Genomic DNA, 19,985 nt, shown 5'->3' with positions numbered 1-19,985 from the left:
CGTCTCCCGCGATTCACATCGGCATGAAAGCGCGGCCCGGCCCGTCGGCCTGCGGCAGCGCTCGGCGGTCGCCGGCAGGCGGCGCGCCGAGGTGGAAGAAACCTATCAGCTCATGCAGGCCCTCGGCCTGGCGGTTCATCTGCTCCGCCGTGGCGGCCAATTCCTCGCTGGCGCTGGCGTTCTGCTGCGTGGCCTGGTTCAGTTGCTGCACCGCCAGGCTGATCTGGCCGACGCCGCCGAACTGCTTGCCGGCGGCGGCGGCGATTTCCTGCACCAGGTCCGCGGTGCGGCCGCTGGAGCGGACGATTGCCTCCAGCAGGCCGCCGGCCTGGTCCACCAGGCTCACGCTGCTCTTGGCCAGCGCGCTGATTTCCTGCGCGGCCACCTGGCTGCGTTCGGCCAGTTTGCGCACTTCGGCCGCCACCACGGCGAAACCTTTGCCGTGCTCGCCGGCGCGGGCGGCTTCGATGGCGGCGTTCAGCGCCAGCAGATTGGTCTGGTAGGCGATATCGTCGACGATGCTGATCTTGTCGGCGATCTGGCGCATCGCGCGTATGGTTTCCTGCACAGCCTGTCCGCCGGCGGCGGCCTCGCTGGAGGCTTTCTCCGCCATGCCCTCGGTCAGTTGGGCGTTGTCGTTGGTCTGGTTGATCGAGTGGGACATCTGCTGCACCGAGCTGGTGGTTTCCTCAAGGCCGGCCGCCTGCTCGCTGGCCGATTGCGCCAGCATCTGCGAGGTGGAGTGGATGTGCTGGGCGGCGACTGACAGGTTTTCCGAGCCGTTTTTGACCTCCGTGATGATGGCGGCCAGCGTTTGCACGGTCTGGGTGATGGAGGCCGCCAGGCTGGAGTGGTCGCCTGGACGCAGCGCGATCCGGCTGAGCAGATTGCCGCGGGCGATCTCGCGCATCATTTCCGCTACCTGCCTCGGTTCGCCGCCCAGTGTTCGCAGCAACTGGCGGCGGGTGGCCGCCGCGATCAGCGCGCTGGCGGCGATGGCGGCGGCGGCCAGGGCCAACAGCCGATTGCGGTTGTCCGTCGTGGCTTGCTCGCTTTGCCGCGCCAGTTGGTCGTTCAACTGGTCTTCATAGTCTGCCAGCGCCGTGATGGCGCTGTTCAGCCGGCCGCCTTTGCCGCTGAGCATCGCGCGCGCATCGGTTCCTCTTTGCTGCATCGCCAGCGTCAAGGCCTGGCGATAGTCCTGATGCGCTTCCTTGCCGGCGTTTTGGATGGCGCCTATCATCTCTCGCTCCCGCGCGGTAGTGTTCGCTTCGCGCTGGAACATTTGCGCCAGTTGCTGTTCGCTATCCTCGTAGCGGCGCAGCGAGTCTTCGAACGATTGCTCGGCGCGCGCGGTTTCGCCCGGTGAGTCCGCCAGCAATGCGCCGCGGATGTCGATGCGGATCTGCTGGTTCTGCTCAAGCAACTGGTGGGCCAGTCTGGCCTCGACGTTGTTGACGCGGGTGATGCCGTCTATCACTTCGCCCAGATCGTAGAAACCGAGAAGGGCGACCGCGACGCACAGCAACAACAGCGCGATGATAGAGCCGTAACCCAGCGCCTGCTGGGTGCTGATGCGCATGTCCCGTATGGCCGTCATGGCGAGCTCCGTGGCGTGGCGGGTTCTTCGGCCGCGCCGCAGGCGGCGGGCGGAATGGTGTGGAGGAAACGCTCGGCCTCCTTGCGGCAGGCGTGCTGGATCAGCGCTGGCACGTCCAGAATCAGCGCCACCTCGCCGGTGCCGAGTATGGTGGAGCCGCTGATCGCCTTCTGCGAGCTGAATAGCGTGCCCAGCGGTTTGATCACGGTCTGGAACTCGCCTTGCAGCGCGTCCACCACCAGGCCGGCCTTGCGTTCGCCGTACTGCGCGACCACGACGTTGCGGCGCGTCGCCGCGATGGGCGGCAGTTCGAGGAAGCGGCCCAGATGCAGGAGCGGCAGCAACTCGCCGCGCAGATTGATGCAGTCGTGCACGCCGTTTTCCGGCAGGCCGGCCGGCAGTTCTATGCATTCCACGACGGCTTCCAGCGGCAGCACGAAGGTGGAGCGGCCGACATCGACCAGGAAGCCGTCGATGATGGCCAGCGTCAGCGGCAAGCGCAGGCGGAAGGTGGAGCCCAGATTGGTTTCGCTGTCTATTTCGATCGCGCCGTGCAACTGCTCTATGCCTCGCCTGACCACGTCCATGCCCACGCCGCGGCCGGACAGATTGGTCACCTGGTCCGCGGTGGAGAAGCCGGCCTCGAAGATCAGCTGGAACACCGCCTCGTCCGGCGGCTCGTCGTCCGGCCCCAGCAGGCCGCGCTCGCGCGCCTTGGCCAGGATGCGCCCGCGGTTGAGGCCGCAGCCGTCGTCGGCTACCTCGATGACGATGCTGCCGGACTCATGGTAGGCGTTGAGCCATAGATTGCCCTGGGCCGGCTTGCCGCTCTCCAGCCGCGCGTCGGACGGCTCTATGCCGTGGTCTATGGCGTTGCGCACGATGTGCAGCAGCGGGTCTGCCAGTTTTTCCACCATGGATTTGTCCAGCTCGGTTTCCGCGCCTACGATGTGCAGCTGGATGTCCTTGCCCAGCTCGCGCGACACGTCGCGCACCACGCGCGGAAAGCGCTGGAAGATTTCTCCTATCTGCACCATGCGCATGGACAGCGTGCCGGCGCGGATCTGCTCGATCAGATTGGCGATGGTCAGCGTCGCTTCCACCAACTGCGTCTGCTGGGAACGCCGCGCGATCAGGTTGGCCGCGGCGCCGGCGATCACCAGTTCGCCTATCAGGTTGATCAGGCTGTCCAGCTTGCCGGCTTCCACCTTGAGAAATTTGCTTTCCTGCTGGCGGCGGCCCTCCGGAGGCGCCGGCGCGGCTTCGGCGGCATGGGGCGCTTCCGCTTGCCGGGGACTGTCGGCCGGGGCGGCCGCGGGTGGAGGAGGCGGTTCTGCGGGCGGCGGGACGGGCGGGGGCTGCCAGGAGTCGATTGCGTCGATCGCGCCCAGGCGCTGCCAGGCCGTGCGGATGTCCGCCGCCTCTTGCGGCGTCGCGCTGGCGCAGGCTTCGTCCAGGTGGGCGGCGGCGGCGCGCAGCGGCCAGATGTGCAACTCGCTGTCTTCGCGGACGAAGTCGAACACTTCGTTCACCGCTTGCTCGCCTATATCGCTGCGATACAGCAGTTCCAGCCGCAGGTAGTTGGTCTCTGGGTTGAAATCCTCGCTGAGAGGCAGATTGCAGCTGATGGGGCAGATGTCTTCTATCTCGCCCAGCGTGGCGAGGTAGCGGATGAAGGATGAGGGATCCAGGCCGTTGCGCAGCACGTCGGGGCCGAAGCGCAGCGACAGCAGCCAGCGTTCGGCCGGCGGCGGGCTGTGCCGCAGCGGGGGCGCAGGCGGAGGTTGCATCGCTTGCGGCGTGGCCAGATAGCCCAGCAGGGCGGCCAGCAGCGCTTCGTCGCGCAGGGCGGATAGATCGGCCTTGTCGGCCAGCGCCTGCATCATCGCCTTGACGTGGTCATGGCAGCGCAGCAGCAGGCCCACCAGTTCGTCGTCCAGCCTCAGCTGGCCGTCGCGCAGCAGATCCAGCAGGTTTTCCGCCTGGTGGGCGAAGCGGACGATCTCATCGAGGCCAAATAACCCGGCGGAGCCCTTGATGGTGTGCATGGTCCGAAACAGCGCGTTCAATTGCTCGGCGTCGATGTGTTCCGGGTCTATGTCCAGCAGGATGCCCTCCATCTCGCCCAGCAGTTCGCGCGCCTCCTCCAGGAAGGTTTGCATCGCCTGTTCAAGATCCATCGCCGCCCCCCTCCGAGTTTGACAACAGCTCCCGCTCCAATCCCAGCAGCGCCGCGAACTCCGCCACGCATCGGCTGGGGTCGGCCAGGCGGAGCCGCCGCTTGCGATGCTCGGCTTCCCGCCTAAGCCAGATCAGCACCTGCGCGCCGGCGCAGTCGAACTCCTCCAGCGCCGACAAATCCAGCAGGATGTCTTCGCCGCTTTGCAGCGCCTGTTCGAGTTCCGCGCGCCAGCGCGCGGCTTGGTAGATGGTTTGTTCGTGGCCGGCGGACAGGGCAAGCGTCATGTCTCCCTCCGGGCTCAGGGCAGGATCAGCTTGCTGACTGCGGTCAGCAGCGCAGGAGGCTGGAAGGGTTTGACCACCCAGGCCTTGGCGCCGGCTTGCTTGCCTTCGAGTTTTTTATCTTCCGCCGATTCCGTGGTCAGCATGATGACCGGAGTGAATTTGTAATGCGGCAGCTGCTTGATGCTCTTGAGCAGGGCGATGCCATCCAGTTGCGGCATGTTGACGTCGGAGATGATCAAGTGGATTTTGCGTCCGTCCAGAATGTCCAGCGCCTCCACGCCGTTGCCGGCCTCCAGCACTTCGTAGCCGGCTCCGACCAACGTCATCCGCACCACCTGCCGCAAGGTGGTGGAGTCGTCGACGATCAATATTGTTTTGGTCATATGCCGCTTCCCCGTCGTTCAGAAGAATGTGATGTCGCTCGCACCCGGTGTCTTGTCGTTGTGTTCGCGGTTGTGCAGCGCGCGTTGCTCATGGGTGGTGTAGCTGTTTTTCAGCGCATTGAGCCAGGCCTCTGTGTCCGGCGGCTCCGGCAGCGCGTCGCCGCCGCTGTGCAGAGCCTCGTGCAGCATGGTTTCCAGTTGCCAGATGTCGTTCTGCACATGGGACAGAATCTGGCTGACCCGATCCTGGAACTGCAGATGAATCAGCACCTCCTGTATGGTGGTTTGCAGGTCCACGCTGGATGGAGCGCCGTCCATCCGCAGCTTGCAGCTGTGGCAGCTGGCATGGATGTCGCCATCCAGGGATTCCAGTTGCCGCAGCAACTGCCTGGCCTGTTCGTTGATCTTTTCTATCGCGGATGGGGGAGAGTCTGCCGTGCCGAGCAGGTTCTGAACCATCTCCGCCAATTGGCGGCCGGCCTGCTTCAGCTGCTGCACTTGAGGCTGCAGGCGTTTTTGCAGCGGCGGCGGCAACTGCAGCGTTTCCAGCGCATCGCTCAACGCGCCTTGCGCGGCGATCACGGGGTGGGCCGGATCGGCCGCCGGGTCCTGGCTGCCGCCCAACTGGCTCAGCATCGCGTCGAAGCGGATGGTGAGCTGGCCGGCGGCGTCGTCTATCTGTTCGCGTCCCAGAGCGATGTGGCCGGCCCATAGCGGCAGCAGGGCGTAGACATGGGCCGCCACGCTATGCCAATAACCGGCATGCTGCGGGTCCTCCGGCGCGGGGGCGGGCGCCGCCGCCGGAATGGGCCATAGCAGCAGCAGCGCGATCAGCAGGGAACTCAAGCCTACAGCCGGCCAGAACAGGGGATGATTTATGAATAAAGCATATTGAAGGCCCCCGTTGACGGCCAAGCCGATTTCCAGCCGAATCCAGCGCCAGGGTTGAACAGGGGCGATCATGCGGGGGTCCCGTCTTGCGGATATATAGTCTTCTTACTGTTTGTAGCCTTTGCGCCGAGGGGATGCAAACAGCCTGCGGACGGAGAGGGGAAGACGCCATATTCCGCTCCGGGATAAGGCGAGGGCAATTCCGTCTTGCAATTCTGCACATTCTATGGTCAGAATCGAAGCTCGATATTTCAACCTTTTATCAATCAAGAAGCACGTATGGCACTCATCGTACAGAAGTACGGCGGCACCTCGGTCGGGACGACCGAGCGCATCAAGAATGTGGCCCGCCGCGTCGCCAAGTGGAAGGCTCAGGGGCATGATGTGGTGGTGGTGGTCTCCGCGATGAGCGGCGAAACCAACCGCCTGATCGCTTTGGCCAAGGATATCCAGGACTACCCCGATCCGCGCGAGCTGGACGTGATCGTCTCCACCGGCGAGCAGGTCACCATCGGCCTGCTGGCCATGGCCCTGAAGGAAATCGGCGTGCCGGCCAAGAGCTATTGCGGCTGGCAGGTGAAGGTGGTGACCGATCAGGCCCATACCAAGGCCCGCATCCAGTCGATAGACGAGGGCGTGATGCGCGGCGACCTGAAGGAGGGGCGCGTGGTCATCGTCGCCGGCTTCCAGGGCGTGGACGAGGAAGGCAACATCACCACGCTGGGCCGCGGCGGTTCGGATACCTCGGCCGTGGCGCTGGCCGCCGCGCTGAAGGCGGACGAATGCCAGATCTACACCGATGTGGACGGCGTCTACACTACCGATCCGCGCGTGGTGCCGGAGGCCCGCCGCTTGAAGACGGTGACCTTTGAAGAGATGATCGAGATGGCGTCTCTGGGCTCCAAGGTTTTGCAGATACGCTCGGTGGAGTTCGCCGGCAAATACAAGGTGCGCTTGCGCGTGCTCTCCAGCTTCGAGGACGAAGGCGAGGGCACCCTGATTACGTTTGAGGAAGATGAGAGCATGGAAAAGGCGGTAGTGGCAGGCATCGCGTTCGATCGCAACGAAGCCCGCATCAATGTGAAGGGCGTGCCGGACAAGCCGGGCATCGCCTACCAGATCCTGGGACCGATCGCCGACGCCAATATCGAAGTCGACATGATCATCCAGAATGTCGGCGAAAACGGTACCACGGACTTTTCGTTCACCGTGCCGCGCGGCGAGTTCAACCGCGCGCTGACCATCCTGCGCGAAGTGCAGACCCATATCGGCGCGGCCAAGATCGACGCCGACGACAAAGTAGCCAAGATTTCCATCGTCGGCGTGGGCATGCGCTCGCACTGCGGCATCGCCTCCACCATGTTCCGCACGCTGGCGGAAGAGGGCATCAACATCCAGATGATTTCCACCTCGGAGATCAAGGTGTCGGTGCTGGTGGACGAGAAATACCTGGAGCTGGCGGTTCGCGTATTGCATAAGGTTTTCGGACTGGACCAGGCCGCGTAAATATTTTTGTATTTACGCTTGACAGTGAGAAGAGCGCTGTTTAATATGGCGCTCTCTGAACGGAGAAATGGCCGAGTGGTCGAAGGCACTTCCCTGCTAAGGAAGCATACGGGCTTAAACCTGTATCGAGGGTTCGAATCCCTCTTTCTCCGCCAGAAACTGCACCCGTAGCTCAGTTGGATAGAGTATCTGGCTACGAACCAGGGGGTCGGGCGTTCGAATCGCTCCGGGTGCACCAGCTGTCCCTATAGTTTAGCGGTTAGAACACCGCCCTTTCACGGCGGTAGCCGGGGTTCGATTCCCCGTGGGGACGCCAAGATTCAAAAAAGCCCAGCATTGCAAAATGCTGGGCTTTTTGCGTTTTCAGCCGCCGCGGCGCCATTTTAACAGGCGGCCGCGGCGCGGGATGCCGGGAGGCATCCCGTGGCGCCATCAGAAGCTGTGGTTGACCTCCAGCCAGGCCTGGCGGCCGTAGGGTTTGTAGCTGCCCACCGGGTAGTAGGGCCAGCCGCCGCTATAGTCCTTCTTGATGAAATCCTGCACATTGTTGACGATCAGGCTGGCGGTGGTTTGCTTGCTCAACAGGTAGCTCAAGTTGAGGTTGGCCAGTACGGTCGGCGTCAGGTAGCCGGTGCCGGCGCTGTTCGGGATCTTGCCGTAGCGGGTCAGCAGCAGCGTGGAGGTCCAGTCGCCGATATGCCAGGTGGTGGTGAAGTCCAGCTTGTCCGGCCAGTCGGTATTGCTCATGTCGGTCAGCTTGTCCTGCACCGGATCGCCGGAAAACTGTTGATAGGTGTGCGTCAGCACCTTGGTATAGGCGGCCTTGAACAGAAACTCCCCCAGCCTGGCGGTGCGCAGACGGTATTTGGCGTTCAGGTCTATGCCGCTGGTGCGCTCGCTGGCGGCGTTGATCGGGTTGACCACGATGCTGTTGATCGCGCCCGGGTCCACCAGCGCGTTGGCCGGATTGCGCACGATGCGGTTCAGCGCGTCCTGGCATAGCGCCGAGTGAATGTCGTAGCTGCCGGAGCGGCAGGCCGCTTCGGTGCGCAGCAGGAGGTCGGGATCGAGCGTGGTGACCAGGTCGTCGATGGCGATGTTCCAGTAATCAATGGACAGGTCGGCGTCCTTGCTGGCCGACCAGACGAAGCCGAGGCCGTACGATTTGCCGCTTTCCGGTTTCAGATTGGCATTGCCGTTGCTGACGTAGTTGGAGCCGGGCGACACGTTGGCGTATTGGCAGCTGGCCAGCGGCTGGCCGGCTTGCGCGCAGCGCCAGTAATCGGTTGTGGAGGCGTAATAGCCGCGCGTCTGGGTCTGGAACAGATAGCTCATGTCCGGCGCGCGGAAGCTGGTGGCGTAGTTGCCGCGCAGCAGCAGCGAGCCTGTCGGACGGTATTCCAGGCCGGCGCCGTAAGTGAACTTGCCCTCGCTGCCGCTGCTGATCTCGTAGCGGTCGTAGCGGCCGGACAGCGTCAGGTTGACGGGCTTGGCCAGGGGCAGCAGCAGTTCCGCGCCCAGGGCCTCGCGCGAGCGGGCGCCGTTGGAGCGGATGGCCGGGCCGGCGTTGTAGAACACGCCCTGATTCAGTTTCTGCTCGGGATCGTTGCTGAAGCCCTGGCTGCCCCATTCGGCCAGTCCGGCCAGTCGGGCCGGGCCGGCTGGCAGCTGGAAGGCGTCGCCGTTGGCGCTCAGGCTCAGCACTTGCAACCAGGATTTGTTATGGCTGACGCTGTCACCTATCAGGCTGGATGCCTGGGCCGGCGTCAATGGCTGGTAGAAGCGCGAGAGATTCGGCGAGTAGATGGGTACGCCGCTGCCATCCACGCCCAACTGCGGGCCGAGGAAGTAGTCGTTGACGCCGGCCAGCAGCATGGGCGTGGCGGCGCGGCTGGTGTAAAGCGAGGCATTGTAGGCGGTTTCGTAGTTCCAGCTGCCGCTCAGTTCGCCGCGGGCGCCGACCGTCAGGTTGGCGGATAGATCGTCCCATTGGCGATTGTACTGGCTGGCGCCGCCCAGTTCTTCCGGCGCGAAGCGCTTGTTCCAGATTTCATAGTTGCCGGTGTTGTTGTTGAGAAAATAGCCGCCCTGACCGGCCGCGGCAGTCCAATTGGGGCCGCGGGTGTTGTTTTCGGTATGGTTGAATCCCAACACGGCGTCGCTGAACAGCTCAAGGTGGGCGTTGAGCGGGAAATCCAGGCTGAGAAAGCCGTTCTGGCTGCGATTGGCGGTTTGCAGCGTCCAGTAGGATGGCTTGAGCATGCCGCTGGCGCAATAGCCCTTTTGCGCGTTGCCCACGGTTTGCACGCTGCCCGCGAACAGGCCCGCGAAGTTGCCGCAGGCGCCGCCGGCGTCGAGATAGCTGCCGCCGGCGATGCGGCGGGATAGGACGGGCGAGGGCGCTTCGCCCTGGGCGGTGGAGCTGGACATGAAGCCGCGCTGTCGCGCCCAGATGGGCTGGCGCTCGCTCAGTTCCAGGCCGTAGATCAGGCTGAGCTGATCCCAGCTTTTGCCGCCGGTCAGCTGCAGGCGGATATTCTCGCCGCCGTGATGCTCGGTGCCGCCGGCCTTGAGGTTGATGCTGGCGCCGTCGATCTTCTTTTTCAGAATGATGTTGACTACGCCGGCGATGGCGTCCGAGCCGTAAATGGCCGAGGCGCCGCCGTTGAGGATTTCGATGCGGTCAATCAGCGCGGATGGAATATTGGCCAGATTGACGAAATTGACCTGGCCGTCATACGCGGTGGGGTAGTCGGCCATGCGGCGGCCGTTGATCAGGGTCAGCGTGTGATTGGGCCCTAGGCCGCGCAGGCTGATCGCGTTGGCGGCCGGCGTGAAGGTGTTGCCGAAGTCCGCTCCCTGGGTGAAGCCGGTGTTCTGCGTTAGTCCATCCAGCGCGTCGTAGACGTTGGCATAGCCTTGCTTCTCGATGTCGGCGCCGCTGATCACGGTGACGCTGGCGGGGCCTTCCTTGGCGGAGCGGGCGATGCGGGAGCCGGTGACGGTGACCTTGTCCAGCGCATCCGGCTGGGCGGCGTCGCCGGCGTGGGCCAGGCCGGCTGCCGCTAGCAGCGCCGTTGTTATGACTTTGAGCTTAAAAGTATTTTGTATTTTCACGGAATCAAGCCAGGCAGCGCTGGTCCTGTGGCAATTTCGGAAAATACAATTTATCACTTTGTCATTTTTTGTTATCTAATAATTTCAGCAAAACTAATGACTTAGGAATGTATGGGCTAGTTAGAAGGTCAGTATCAGCCGCGCGCCGCCGGATACGCTGCGCGCGTAACGCACGGTGCCGCCGTTGCCGTTCACCAGCTGGCGGACCAGGGCCAGGCCTATGCCGCGGCCCTTGGCCTTGGTCGAATAGAAAGGCGTGAAGATCTGCTCTATCTTGTCTTCCGGCACGCCGGGGCCGTTGTCGCTGACTTCCAGCCGCAAGCGGCCGCCTCGCGCCAGGCTGGCGCTGACGGCGAGTCTGGCTTCGCTTTGCGGGGCGGTGGCTTCGTAGGCGTTCTTGATCAAATTGATCAGCGCCTGCTCCAGCTGGCCGCCGTCCGCTTTCAGCTCCAGCGTCGGCGGCTCCACGCTGAAGACGGCCTGGCCGCCGCGCGATTTCCAGCTGGGTGCGGTCAGCGCTTGCAAGCGTTCGAACAATTCGGCGATGCGGACGATTTCCGGCGCCGGCTCAGGCAGCGCCGACAGGCTGCGGTAACTGGCGACGAAATCGGCCAGGCTGTCGGCCCGCCGGCTGATGGCGGCGAAAGCCAGCTCCAGCTCCTGGCGCAGCCCGTCGGGCAAAGCCGCCGTTTCGTCCAGCATGCCGGCGGCGCTGCGCGACAGCGAAGCCACCGGCGTCAGCGAGTTCATGATTTCATGCGTCAGCACGTGCACCAGCTGTTGCCAGGCGCGCAGCGTCTCCGCCTCCAGCTCGCTCTCCAGCGGCAGCAGCGCCAGCAGGCGCTCAGGCCGGCCTTCTATGACCAGGCTGCTGGCCGAGGCCAGCGCCCGCTCCACGCCGCGCTCGGTTTCGAAGCGTATCCAGCGCCGCTCGCCATCCTGCTCCTGCAACTGGCGGTACAGGGCTGCCGCGTCACAGCTATTGCCGGGCGCGGCCAGCTTGCGCGCGCGCGCGTTCAGCGGCTCGGCCTGTTCGCCGCTGAGGCGGAACAGGGCGACCGGCGCGTGCTCCAGCCGGATTTCCGGCGGATGGATGGCTTGCCTGGCAAGCTGAGGCGGAGGAGGCTCCATGTGCGGTAGGGCGGCTTGCCGTAGCAGGCGCGCGTGGCCGCGCCATTGCCAGGCGGCGAACAGCAGGCCGACTAGCAGGCACAGCGCCAGCAGCCGCGGAGAGTCGCGCCAGTACGCGGCCAGCGCGGCGGCGGCGGCGAGGCCGGCGCTTTGCAGCGGCAGCAGGCTGCGCGGGCCGTCAAGTTTGCAAGCCATGTTTTTCCATCCTGCGGTATAGGGCCGCGCGCGACAAGCCAAGCTGGCGCGCCGCATGGCTGATATTGCCGGCGCACTGCTCCAATGCCTGGCGGATGGCCAGCTTTTCCTGATCGTCCAGCTTGAGCGCGGCCGCTGTCGGGGAGAGGGGGGATGGCGGCGCGGCGGGCCCTGGCAGGTCGAAGTCTGCCGCGAGATAGCCGCCCGCTCGCGCCAGGATGACGGCGCGCTCGCAGGCATGGCGCAGCGCCCGCACATTGCCGGGCCAGTCATGCCGCTGCAGCTGCCGCAGCGTTTCCTGTGGCAGTTCGAGAGGCGGCTTGCGGTATTGCGCCGCGTAGCGGTCCAGATAGTGGCGCGCCAGCTGCGGGATGTCCTCGCGCCGCTCGCGCAGCGGCGGCACGCGCAGCACGATGGTGTTGAGGCGGAACAGCAGGTCGCGGCGGAAGCATTGCGGGTCGTGCAGCTGGATTTCCGGCAGATTGGTGGCGCTGACCACGCGCACATCCAGCGGTTCCGGCTTGTCCGCGCCCAGCGGCGTGATCTGGCGGCGTTCCAGCGCCGTCAGCAGCTTGGCCTGGCTGGCCAGCGGCAGATTGCCGATTTCGTCCAGGAACAGGGTGCCGCCTGCCGCGCTCTGGAAGCGCCCGGTCCGGTCGGCGCGGGCATCGGTGAAGGCTCCCTTGCGATGGCCGAACAGTTCGCTGTCGAAAGTGGATTCCGGCAGCGCACCCATGTCCACGCTGTGAAACGGCCCGGCGGCGCGCAGCGAGGCGCGGTGGACGGCGCTCGCCACCAGTTCCTTGCCCACGCCGTTCTCGCCCAGAATCAGCACATTGGCCTCGGTGGGCGCCACGCTGGCTATCAGCGCGCGCAGCGCGCGCATGGCCATGGAGTCGCCCAGCAACTCGTGTTGAGAATCCGCGCGTCCATCCGACGCGGGCGCCAGCGCTCGCAATGCGCCGGCCACCGTTTGCAACAGCTTGTCGTTGTTCCAGGGCTTGGTGACGAAGTCGGCGGCGCCCTGCTTCAGCGCGGCGACGGCCAAGGGCACGTCGGCATAAGCCGTCAGCGCGAACACCTGCGGCGGCTGCGGCAGCGCGCGCAGCCGAGCCAGCATGGCCATGCCCTCCGCGCCGTCTATGGCGCCGGGGCTGTAGTTGAGGTCCAGCAGCACGATGTCCGCCCGCCGCTGACGCTGCCAGGCGTCGAACAACTGCGGGTGGGGCAGGTGGACGAAGTCGGCGTCCAGCTTGCGCAGCAGCATGCGGGCGGCCAGGGCGACGTCTTCATCATCCTCTATCAGCAGAATTACGGGGCGGCTCATGGCTCCAGCTTTTTGTTAGCACAAGGGCATGATGTTGCTGCGTGGAGGCCTGCTTGGCAAGCGCGATGTGTCCGCGGAGCGGACACTGTCCACTATCGGACAGGCTTAGCTGTCCGTTATCGGACAGCTTTGCGATTGATTTTAATTTTTTCTTTTAAATTCAATATATTAATTGCTGGCATGCGGCTTGCTTAGATGGGGGGTAAGCAAAGTGAGGTGATGACATGAAGAGCACAACCCCCTTGATACTGTGCGCGGCGCTGGCCTTGTCCGTATGCCTGGCCATGACGCTGCGGAACGCGCCGCTGTCCCTGGCCTGCCATGTGGGACAAGGCGGCATGCATGTGGCGGCCCATCTGGCGGTGCTGCGGCTGGAGCTGCATGTGTCCTGGCCGGCGGGAGCGGCGGCATGAGCGAGGCGCGCGCGGAGGCGCCGGTCAGCGGCGCGGCCATGGATGAGGCGGTGGCGCGCAAGCGCTGGAGCCGCGGCCGCGTGATAGGGCTGGCCGCGCTGGCGGCGGCGATGGCGGGGGGCTTGGGCTGGTGGGCCTGGCAGCCTTCCGGCTTGCGCGTGGCGGCGGGCGAGCTGCAGATCGCAACGGTCGCGCAGGGCAGCTTCAGCGACGAAGTGATCCTGCGCGCCACGGTGCAGCCGGCTCAGTCCGTGCTATTGGACCTGGTGGAGGGTGGCCGGGTGGACGAGGTGCTGGCGCATGACGGCGACAAGGTCAAGGCCGGCCAGGTGTTGTTGCGCCTGTCCAATCCTCAGCGCCAACTGGACCTACTGGCACGCAAGTCCGACCTGGCGCAGCAATACGCCAACCTGTCCTCCACGCGGGAACAGCTGGAGGCGACACGCAGCGATTACCGCCGCCGCCTCAGCGATCTGGCGCTGAAGCTGAAGCAGCAGGAGCGCCAGTACAAACGCGACGCGGCGCTGGCGGCGCAGGGTTTCATTTCCACCGCCGCGCTGGAGGATTCGCGCGATCGGCTGCAGCAATACCGCGATGACTACCGCGATGAGCGGCAAAGCCAGGCGAACGAGCTGGGCATCAAGGAGACCGCGCTCAGGCAGATGCAGCAGGCGCAGGACGAGTTGAGCCGCGGCACGCGGATGGCGGCGGACACGCTGGCCGCCTTGTCGCTGCGCGCGCCCATGGATGGCCAGCTGACTAATTTCACCGCCCAGGTGGGCAGCTCGCTGAAGCCGGGAGATAGAGCCGGGCGGGTGGACAGCCTGGGCCGCTACAAGCTGACGGCGCAGGTGGACGAGTTTTATCTGGCGCGGACGCGGCGCGGACAGCGCGCCGCCATCGAGCTGGATGGCGGCAAGACGGTGGACGCGACCGTGAGCAATATCAATCCGCAGGTGCAAGACGGCCATTTTCAGGTCGAGTTGCAGTTTGGCGCGCAACCGGCGGCGTCGCTGAACGCGGGCCAGGGGCTGGACGGCAGGCTGACGCTGGGCCGGCCGGCGCAGGGACTGGTGGTGCCCAACGGCGCTTTCGTCAACGACACCGGCGGCAACTGGGTCATGGCGCTGAGCGCGGACGGCAGCCATGCCGAGCGCCGCGCCATCCGCATCGGCCGGCGCAGCCAGACCCAGCTGGAAATACTGGATGGATTGAAGGCCGGCGAGCGCGTCATCGTGTCCTCGTACTCGGCTTTCGGCAAATACACGCGGCTGACGCTGCAACAACAATGACAAGGGAGCGATAGAGATGATCAAGCTGAAGAACATCAGCAAGCTGCACGTTGGCGGCGAAGTGCAAACCCGCGCGCTGAACGGCGTGGATCTGGAGATAGAGGCCGGCGAATACGTGGCGGTGACCGGCCCGTCCGGTTGCGGCAAGTCCACGCTGCTGTCGCTGCTGGGCCTGCTCGATGTGCCCAATAGCGGCGAATACTGGTTCGATGGCCAGAACGTGGCCGGCTGGAGCGAGGCCAGGTTGAACCAGCTGCGCCGCGGCCGCGTCGGCTTCATCTTCCAGAGCTTCAACCTGATCGAGGAACTGACTGTGCGCGAGAACGTGGCGCTGGCGCTGGAGTATTCCGATGTGCCCGCGGCCGAACGCAAGCAGCGGGTGGGCGTCGCGCTGGAGCGGCTGGGCGTGACGCACCGCGCCGGCCATCGCCCGTCGCAGCTGTCAGGCGGCCAGCAGCAGCGCGTGGCCATCGCCCGCGCGCTGGTTTCGCAGCCCGCCCTGCTGCTGGCGGACGAACCCACCGGCAATCTGGACAGCGCCCATGGCGACGAGGTGATGAAGATGCTGCGCGAGATCAACGCCGACGGCACCACCGTGGTCATGGTGACCCACTCGCCGTTCCACGCCGCCCAGGCCTCGCGCACCATCAATATGCTGGATGGCCGCGTGGTGGTCGACGCCACCCAATTGTGAGGAGCCGGACATGAGCGAAATCTTGCAAGACTTCCGCGTCGGCTGGCGCTGGCTGCTCAAGGAGCCTGGCTGGTCCGCGCTGGTGATCGCTGGCCTGGCGGTGGGATTCGCCTGCTGCTTCCTGCTGCTGGGCTATGCGCGCTATTCGCTGCAATACAACCAGCACCTGCAAGGGAAGCGGCAGGTTTACCAATTGGAGTCGCGTTTCAATCTGCCGGGCATGGACAACAAGTGGCTCAACGTCGCGCCCTTTCCGGCAGTTCAGGCGATGCGGGATGGAGGGCTGGCCGAGCGGACCAGCCTTGCCTGGGACGTTCAGCAAGCGGTGAGAGCGGGGCAGTCCGTCAGCATGCAGGAGGTGACGCTGGCGGACCCTGATTTCGCCCAGCTGTTTGAGGTCAAGACGCTGGCCGGCGATCTGTCGGCGGCGCTGAGCCGGCCGGATCAGGTGGCGCTGACCGACGACAAGGCCAGGCAATTGTTCGGCAGCGCGGCCGCGGTCGGCAAGACTTTGCGCGTGAATGGCCAGAATGTCGCGGTGGCGGCCGTGGTGGCGGCGCCGCCGTCCACTTCCACCCAGCGTTATGCCATTCTGGCAGCGCGCCGCTTCGTGGCGATGGACGACAAAATGTCGCGGGCCATGCTGGAGAACTGGGGCGGCGTGTCCGGCAAGGTGTATTTCCGGCCGCGCGTCGGCGTATCCCGCGAGCAGGTATTGGCGAATCTGCAGCAAACTTTCGAGCATTCCGCTTTTTCGCGCGGCTTGCCGCCGGAGTTCCGGCAAATGCTGAAGAACCGGCCCATGGTGGTGTATGGCGCGGCGGCCTTGGCCGACGTGTATCTGGACCCCAGGTTGGATGCCGGGGTGGGGGGCGGCGACAGCGAGCATGCGAGGCGGGGCGAAGTGTGGGGGCTGGCCGCCATCGGTTTGTTGATCCTGCTGCTGGCGGCGATCAACTACGTCAACCTGACCACGGTGCGCACGATACGCCGCCAGCGCGAAATCGGCGTGCGCAAGGTGCTGGGCGCCAGCGTGGCGCGAGTGGCGGGACAATTCCTGCTGGAGTCCGTGCTGGTGTCGCTGCTGGCGATGGCGCTGGGTTTGCTGCTGGCGTGGCTGCTGTTGCCTGGCTTCGCCTTCCTGATGCAAAGGGAGCTGGACGGGATGTTCACGCTGGGCAGCGTGGCGCTGGCCCTGCTGGCGGCGATAGGCGTGGGCGGCCTGGCGGGCGCGTATCCGGCCTGGGTGGCATCCCGGGTGCGGGCCACGCAAGCGCTGGCTGGGCGCGATCAACAGGAAACGACGCGCGGCGTCTGGTTGCGCCGGGGCTTGACGGTGACGCAATTCGCCGCCGCCATGGCGCTGAGCGGCGTGACCTTGGCCATTGCCTGGCAGGCCTGGTATGGCAGCCGCCTGGACACCGGTTTCCAGGTGGAAGGCTTGCTGACTCTGGAGACGGGCAGCAGCCGCCATGCCCGAGAAGCGCTGCGCGCCGCGGTGGCGGCTTTGCCAAGCGTCAGCGGGGCGGCACTGAGCGGCAATAATCTGGCCGACGGTTCCATGAACATCACCAGCATCAAGCAGGGCGAGCGTTCGATCAATCTGGAGGTGCGCAGCATAGGCTGCGCTTATCTGGAGACTTACGGCGTCAGGCTGCTGGCCGGGCATGTGTTGCCGGGCTGCGCGAGCCCGCAGGACAACGCCAGGCGCGAATGCGTGCTGAGCGAGTCCGCCGCGCGCGATCTGGGTTATGCCATGCCGCAGCAGGCAGTGGGCAGAAAGCTGAACGCGGAAGGCGCCGGCGATGGATGCATGGTGGCGGGCGTGGTGTCGGATATTCGCCTGCAGTCGGCGCGCGAGAAGGCGCGCTCTTGGATGTATGTGGCGGCTGGCGGTTCCGCGGATGTGCTGTCGGTCCGTTTCCGGGGCGACGAAGCGGCAATGCGCGCAAGCATAGCCGGCTTGTGGCCGCGTTATTTCCCCGACTACCCCTTGAAGATGGAAAGCGCGCGTTACCGTCTGGACCAACGTTACGCCGCCGACGCCAAGCAGGCGGGGTTGCTGGCCGCGGCTGCGGGCGTGGCCTTGTTGATCGCTTCCTTCGGCATCTATGTGCTCGCGGCCTATTCCGTGCAGCGCATGGCGCGCGAGGTGGTGCTGCGCAAGCTGCACGGCGCCGGCGACGGCGTCATCGCCAGGCTGGTGGGGCGCGAGTTCCTGTGGGTGTTGCTGGCCGGCGCCGCGATCGGTCTGCTTCCCGCTTGGCTGTACATCCGGCAATACCTGGCCGCTTTCGCCGAGCGAGCGCCGGTGGGCGGGTGGACGCTGCTGCTGTCGCTGGCCTTGTGCCTGCTGGTGGCGGCGCTGGCGGTGTGGAAGCATCTGGCGGCGGCGTTGCGGCTGCGTCCCGCGCTGGCTTTGAAGGGCTGATGATGAGGCCATCGCGCCGACGGGAGGTCGGCGCAGATGGCGCGTGGAGAGGATGGCGATGACGATGATGCGTTGGGAAGACTTCCGGGTGGGCTGGCGCTGGCTGCTCAAGGAGCCGGGCTGGTCGGCGCTGGTGATAGGCGGCTTGGCCATAGGCTTCGCCTGCTGCGCCTTGCTGCTGGGCTATGTGAATTATTCCATGGAGTTCGACCGGCATATCGCCGGCCGCGAGCGGGTGTATCAGCTCAAGGTCAGGCCGAATATGGATGGCGTGCGTAATCAATGGCAGCAGGAAACGCCTGTGATCGCCGGCCAGATATTGCGCGAGCATGGCGTGGCGCAGCGGGTCAGCATGGCCTTTGGCTTCAAGGCGCCGGTGCGCGTGGGCGGGCAGGTGGCCAATCGCTGGGTGAGCTTGGTGGACCCGGACTATGCTCAGCTGTTCGAGGTGAAAACCTTGGCCGGCGATTTGCAAAGGGCGCTGACGCGGCCGGACAGCGCAGCCTTGACCGACGAGGAGGCCATGGCCATGTTCGGCACCCGCCAGGCGCTGGGCAAGCGTTTCACCGTCGGCGGCAAGGCCTTGACGGTGGCGGCCATCGTCGCCGCGCCGCCGGCCACCGCCACCCAGCGTTACGCGATCCTGGGGGGCAGGTCCAGCCGGATGGCGCCGGACTTTCTACATGAGCAGTTCTTCAGCAGCTGGTTCAGCTGGGGCGCCTCGCTGTATTTCCAGCCCAAGCCGGGCCATGACGCGGCTGAGGCCGGCCCCTTGTTGTCGCAGGCCTTGAAACAGTCGCCGTCCTACCGCGATCCCAGCCTGCAGGCCATCCAGGCAAAAATGGGCGGCCGGGATTTGCTTGATTTTTCGGCGGTCAAGCTGGCGGATGTTTATCTGGACGCCGACCTGGACCAAAGCGCGGACCCGGATCGCCACGGCAATCGGCTCATGCTGTGGGGCTGCGCCGGCATCGGCTTGTTGATCTTGCTGTTGGCGGCTATCAATTACGTCAATCTGGCGACCGTGCGCGCCATTCGCCGCCAGCGCGAAATCGGCGTGCGCAAGGTGCTGGGCGCCGGCGTGGGACGCGTGGCCGGACAATTTGTCGCGGAGTCGATATTGGTCGCGCTGGCCGCCGCCGCGTTGGGCTTGCTGCTGGCTTGGCTGTTGCTGCCTGCGTTCGCCTTTCTGGTGCAGCGTGAATTGGCCGGCATCATCGGCTGGCAGGGCGGTTTGCTGACGCTGGCCGCCGCCGCGCAGGTGGGGGCGCTGAGCGGCCTCTATCCCGCTTGGGTGGCGGCCGGCGTGCGCGCCACACAGGCGCTGGCCGGGCGCGATCAGCAGGAGACGCGGCAGGGCGTCTGGCTGCGGCGCGGCTTGACCGTGGCGCAATTCGGCATCGCCATGGGCTTGGTGGGCGTGACGCTGGCGGTGGCTTGGCAGACTTGGCATGGCGCGCGGCTGCCGGCGGGCTTTCCGCGCGATGGCTTGCTGTTCGTCGCGGCGGGAGACGTCAATGCGCGGGATCTGCAACAACGGCAGGCCTTGCGCGCGGCCTTGCTGCGGCAACCGGGCGTGCAGGCGCTCAGTTATGGCGACGGCCTGCCGGCTGGCGAAAACAATAATTCCAATAACTTCCGTTTGGCGGGCGGCGCTTTCCAGAATATGCGCTACCGCATGGTGGATTGCGGCTTTCTGCAAACCTATCGCCTGCCCTTGCTGGCCGGGCGCAGCGCGGCAGTATGCGACGCCAATGGAACGGCTGCGGGCGGCGAGGGGCTGATTATCTCCGAATCGGCGGCGCATCGCTTGGGCTTCGCATCGCCGCAGCAGGCCGTGGGGCGGGTGGTGGAGTCGGATATGTTCGATGGCGGGAAGAAGGCGATCAGCGCCGTGGTGGCCGACATCGCCGAGCAAACCTCGCGCGAGCGCGCCATCCCTATGCTGTATTTCTCCATCGGACCGAAGAACCGCTATGCCAACACGCTGGCCATCCGTTACCAAGGCAGCGAGACCGCCATGCGGCAGGCACTGGCGGGGCTGTGGCCGCGCTTCTTCCCGGATTATCCCTTGCAGCCCATCAGCGCGAAGCAGCAGCTGGACAAGCGTTATGGCCAGGACATCCGCGCCGCGCAGCTGTTGGCCATCGCCTCGGCCATCGCGATGCTGATCGCCGCCTTCGGCATTTATGTCTTGTCTGCTTATTCGGTGCAGCGCATGGCGCGCGAGGTGGTGCTGCGCAAGCTGTACGGGGCGGATGGATTGGCGATCGCTAGGCTGATCGGCCGGGAGTTCGCGCTGGTGCTGGCTGCCAGCGCCCTGTTGGCCTTGCCGCCGGCCTGGTTGTTTATCCGCCATTATCTGGATGGTTTCGTCGCTAGGGCGCCGATAGGGGGCTGGACGCTGCTGCTGGCGCTGGCATTGTGCCTGCTGGCGGTGTGGCGGCATTTGCTCGCGGCGTTGCGGCTGCGGCCGGAGATGGCCTTGCGCGGATAGCGAAGGGCGGTTCAGGCCGCCTTTTCTGTTTGGAAAAACAAA

General features: G+C 65.4%; 14 protein-coding genes and 3 tRNA genes. 9 read left to right on the top strand and 8 right to left on the bottom strand.

The window, feature by feature from the left end; translation table 11 throughout:
• Positions 1 to 13 precede the first annotated feature (13 nt).
• The 5 genes from C2I19_RS09855 to C2I19_RS09835 are packed head-to-tail and all read right to left on the bottom strand — an operon-like array spanning position 14 to position 5,295.
• Positions 14 to 1,600, bottom strand: a complete 1,587-nt coding sequence (locus C2I19_RS09855) for a methyl-accepting chemotaxis protein (protein WP_103902524.1) — start codon at positions 1,598 to 1,600, stop codon at positions 14 to 16.
• Positions 1,597 to 3,780 carry a chemotaxis protein CheA gene (locus C2I19_RS09850; RefSeq protein WP_103902523.1) on the bottom strand — a complete coding sequence of 728 codons (2,184 nt, stop codon included), beginning with the start codon at positions 3,778 to 3,780 and terminating at the stop codon, positions 1,597 to 1,599. Before C2I19_RS09850 ends, C2I19_RS09855 begins: the two co-directional genes overlap by 4 nt.
• The gene (locus tag C2I19_RS09845; RefSeq protein WP_103902522.1) at positions 3,770 to 4,066 is read right to left on the bottom strand and encodes an STAS domain-containing protein; all 297 of its coding nucleotides are present in this window, start codon (positions 4,064 to 4,066) and stop codon (positions 3,770 to 3,772) included. The genes C2I19_RS09850 and C2I19_RS09845 overlap by 11 nt, the downstream gene beginning before the upstream one ends.
• A 14-nt stretch (positions 4,067 to 4,080) precedes the next feature.
• Positions 4,081 to 4,449: a response regulator gene (locus C2I19_RS09840; protein WP_103902521.1), complete on the bottom strand. Its 369-nt coding sequence runs from the start codon at positions 4,447 to 4,449 to the stop codon at positions 4,081 to 4,083.
• Positions 4,450 to 4,467: 18 nt separating this feature from the next.
• Positions 4,468 to 5,295, bottom strand: a complete 828-nt coding sequence (locus C2I19_RS09835; protein WP_146056772.1) for a hypothetical protein — start codon at positions 5,293 to 5,295, stop codon at positions 4,468 to 4,470.
• Positions 5,296 to 5,619: 324 nt separating this feature from the next.
• Between C2I19_RS09835 and C2I19_RS09830 the strand changes: the two genes are divergently transcribed.
• From C2I19_RS09830 to C2I19_RS09815, 4 genes are all read left to right on the top strand, one after another.
• Positions 5,620 to 6,846, top strand: coding sequence for an aspartate kinase (locus C2I19_RS09830; protein WP_103902519.1), 1,227 nt, complete (start codon positions 5,620 to 5,622; stop codon positions 6,844 to 6,846).
• A 61-nt stretch (positions 6,847 to 6,907) separates the two neighbouring features.
• Positions 6,908 to 7,001, top strand: a tRNA-Ser gene (locus C2I19_RS09825).
• 6 nt (positions 7,002 to 7,007) lie between these two features.
• Positions 7,008 to 7,084 (top strand) — tRNA-Arg (locus C2I19_RS09820).
• 3 nt (positions 7,085 to 7,087) lie between these two features.
• A tRNA-Glu gene (locus C2I19_RS09815) sits at positions 7,088 to 7,162 on the top strand.
• 116 nt (positions 7,163 to 7,278) lie between these two features.
• Here C2I19_RS09815 and C2I19_RS09810 read toward each other — a convergent pair.
• The 3 genes from C2I19_RS09810 to C2I19_RS09800 all read right to left on the bottom strand — a co-directional run bounded on the left by C2I19_RS09810 (position 7,279) and on the right by C2I19_RS09800 (position 12,616).
• Positions 7,279 to 9,963 carry a TonB-dependent receptor plug domain-containing protein gene (locus C2I19_RS09810; RefSeq protein ID WP_103902518.1) on the bottom strand — a complete coding sequence of 895 codons (2,685 nt, stop codon included), beginning with the start codon at positions 9,961 to 9,963 and terminating at the stop codon, positions 7,279 to 7,281.
• Positions 9,964 to 10,083: 120 nt separating this feature from the next.
• Entirely contained in the window at positions 10,084 to 11,289 is a 1,206-nt protein-coding gene (locus C2I19_RS09805; RefSeq protein WP_199181127.1) for a sensor histidine kinase, read from the bottom strand.
• Entirely contained in the window at positions 11,273 to 12,616 is a 1,344-nt protein-coding gene (locus C2I19_RS09800; RefSeq protein WP_103902517.1) for a sigma-54-dependent transcriptional regulator, read from the bottom strand. Before C2I19_RS09800 ends, C2I19_RS09805 begins: the two co-directional genes overlap by 17 nt.
• 224 nt (positions 12,617 to 12,840) lie before the next feature.
• Here C2I19_RS09800 and C2I19_RS21985 point away from each other — a divergent pair, with 224 nt between their 5' ends.
• From C2I19_RS21985 to C2I19_RS09780, 5 genes are read left to right on the top strand one after another with little or no spacing between them, the layout of a single operon-like run.
• Positions 12,841 to 13,029: a hypothetical protein gene (locus C2I19_RS21985; protein ID WP_158253682.1), complete on the top strand. Its 189-nt coding sequence runs from the start codon at positions 12,841 to 12,843 to the stop codon at positions 13,027 to 13,029.
• Positions 13,026 to 14,321, top strand: a complete 1,296-nt coding sequence (locus C2I19_RS09795; RefSeq protein ID WP_158253681.1) for an efflux RND transporter periplasmic adaptor subunit — start codon at positions 13,026 to 13,028, stop codon at positions 14,319 to 14,321. The genes C2I19_RS21985 and C2I19_RS09795 overlap by 4 nt, the downstream gene beginning before the upstream one ends.
• A gap of 16 nt (positions 14,322 to 14,337) precedes the next feature.
• A complete protein-coding gene (locus C2I19_RS09790; RefSeq protein ID WP_103902515.1) occupies positions 14,338 to 15,015 on the top strand; it encodes an ABC transporter ATP-binding protein in 678 nt (225 codons plus the stop codon).
• Between the two features lie 10 nt (positions 15,016 to 15,025).
• A complete protein-coding gene (locus C2I19_RS22730) occupies positions 15,026 to 17,446 on the top strand; it encodes an ABC transporter permease (protein WP_158253680.1) in 2,421 nt (806 codons plus the stop codon).
• A 58-nt stretch (positions 17,447 to 17,504) separates the two neighbouring features.
• Positions 17,505 to 19,943, top strand: coding sequence for an ABC transporter permease (locus C2I19_RS09780; protein WP_158253679.1), 2,439 nt, complete (start codon positions 17,505 to 17,507; stop codon positions 19,941 to 19,943).
• Positions 19,944 to 19,985 lie beyond the last annotated feature (42 nt).

The sequence above is a fragment of the Chromobacterium alticapitis genome, from assembly GCF_002924365.1.
Classification (GTDB): domain Bacteria; phylum Pseudomonadota; class Gammaproteobacteria; order Burkholderiales; family Chromobacteriaceae; genus Chromobacterium; species Chromobacterium alticapitis.
Note: the sequence above shows the minus strand (reverse complement) of the source record. Positions and strands in the feature narration are given on the sequence as shown.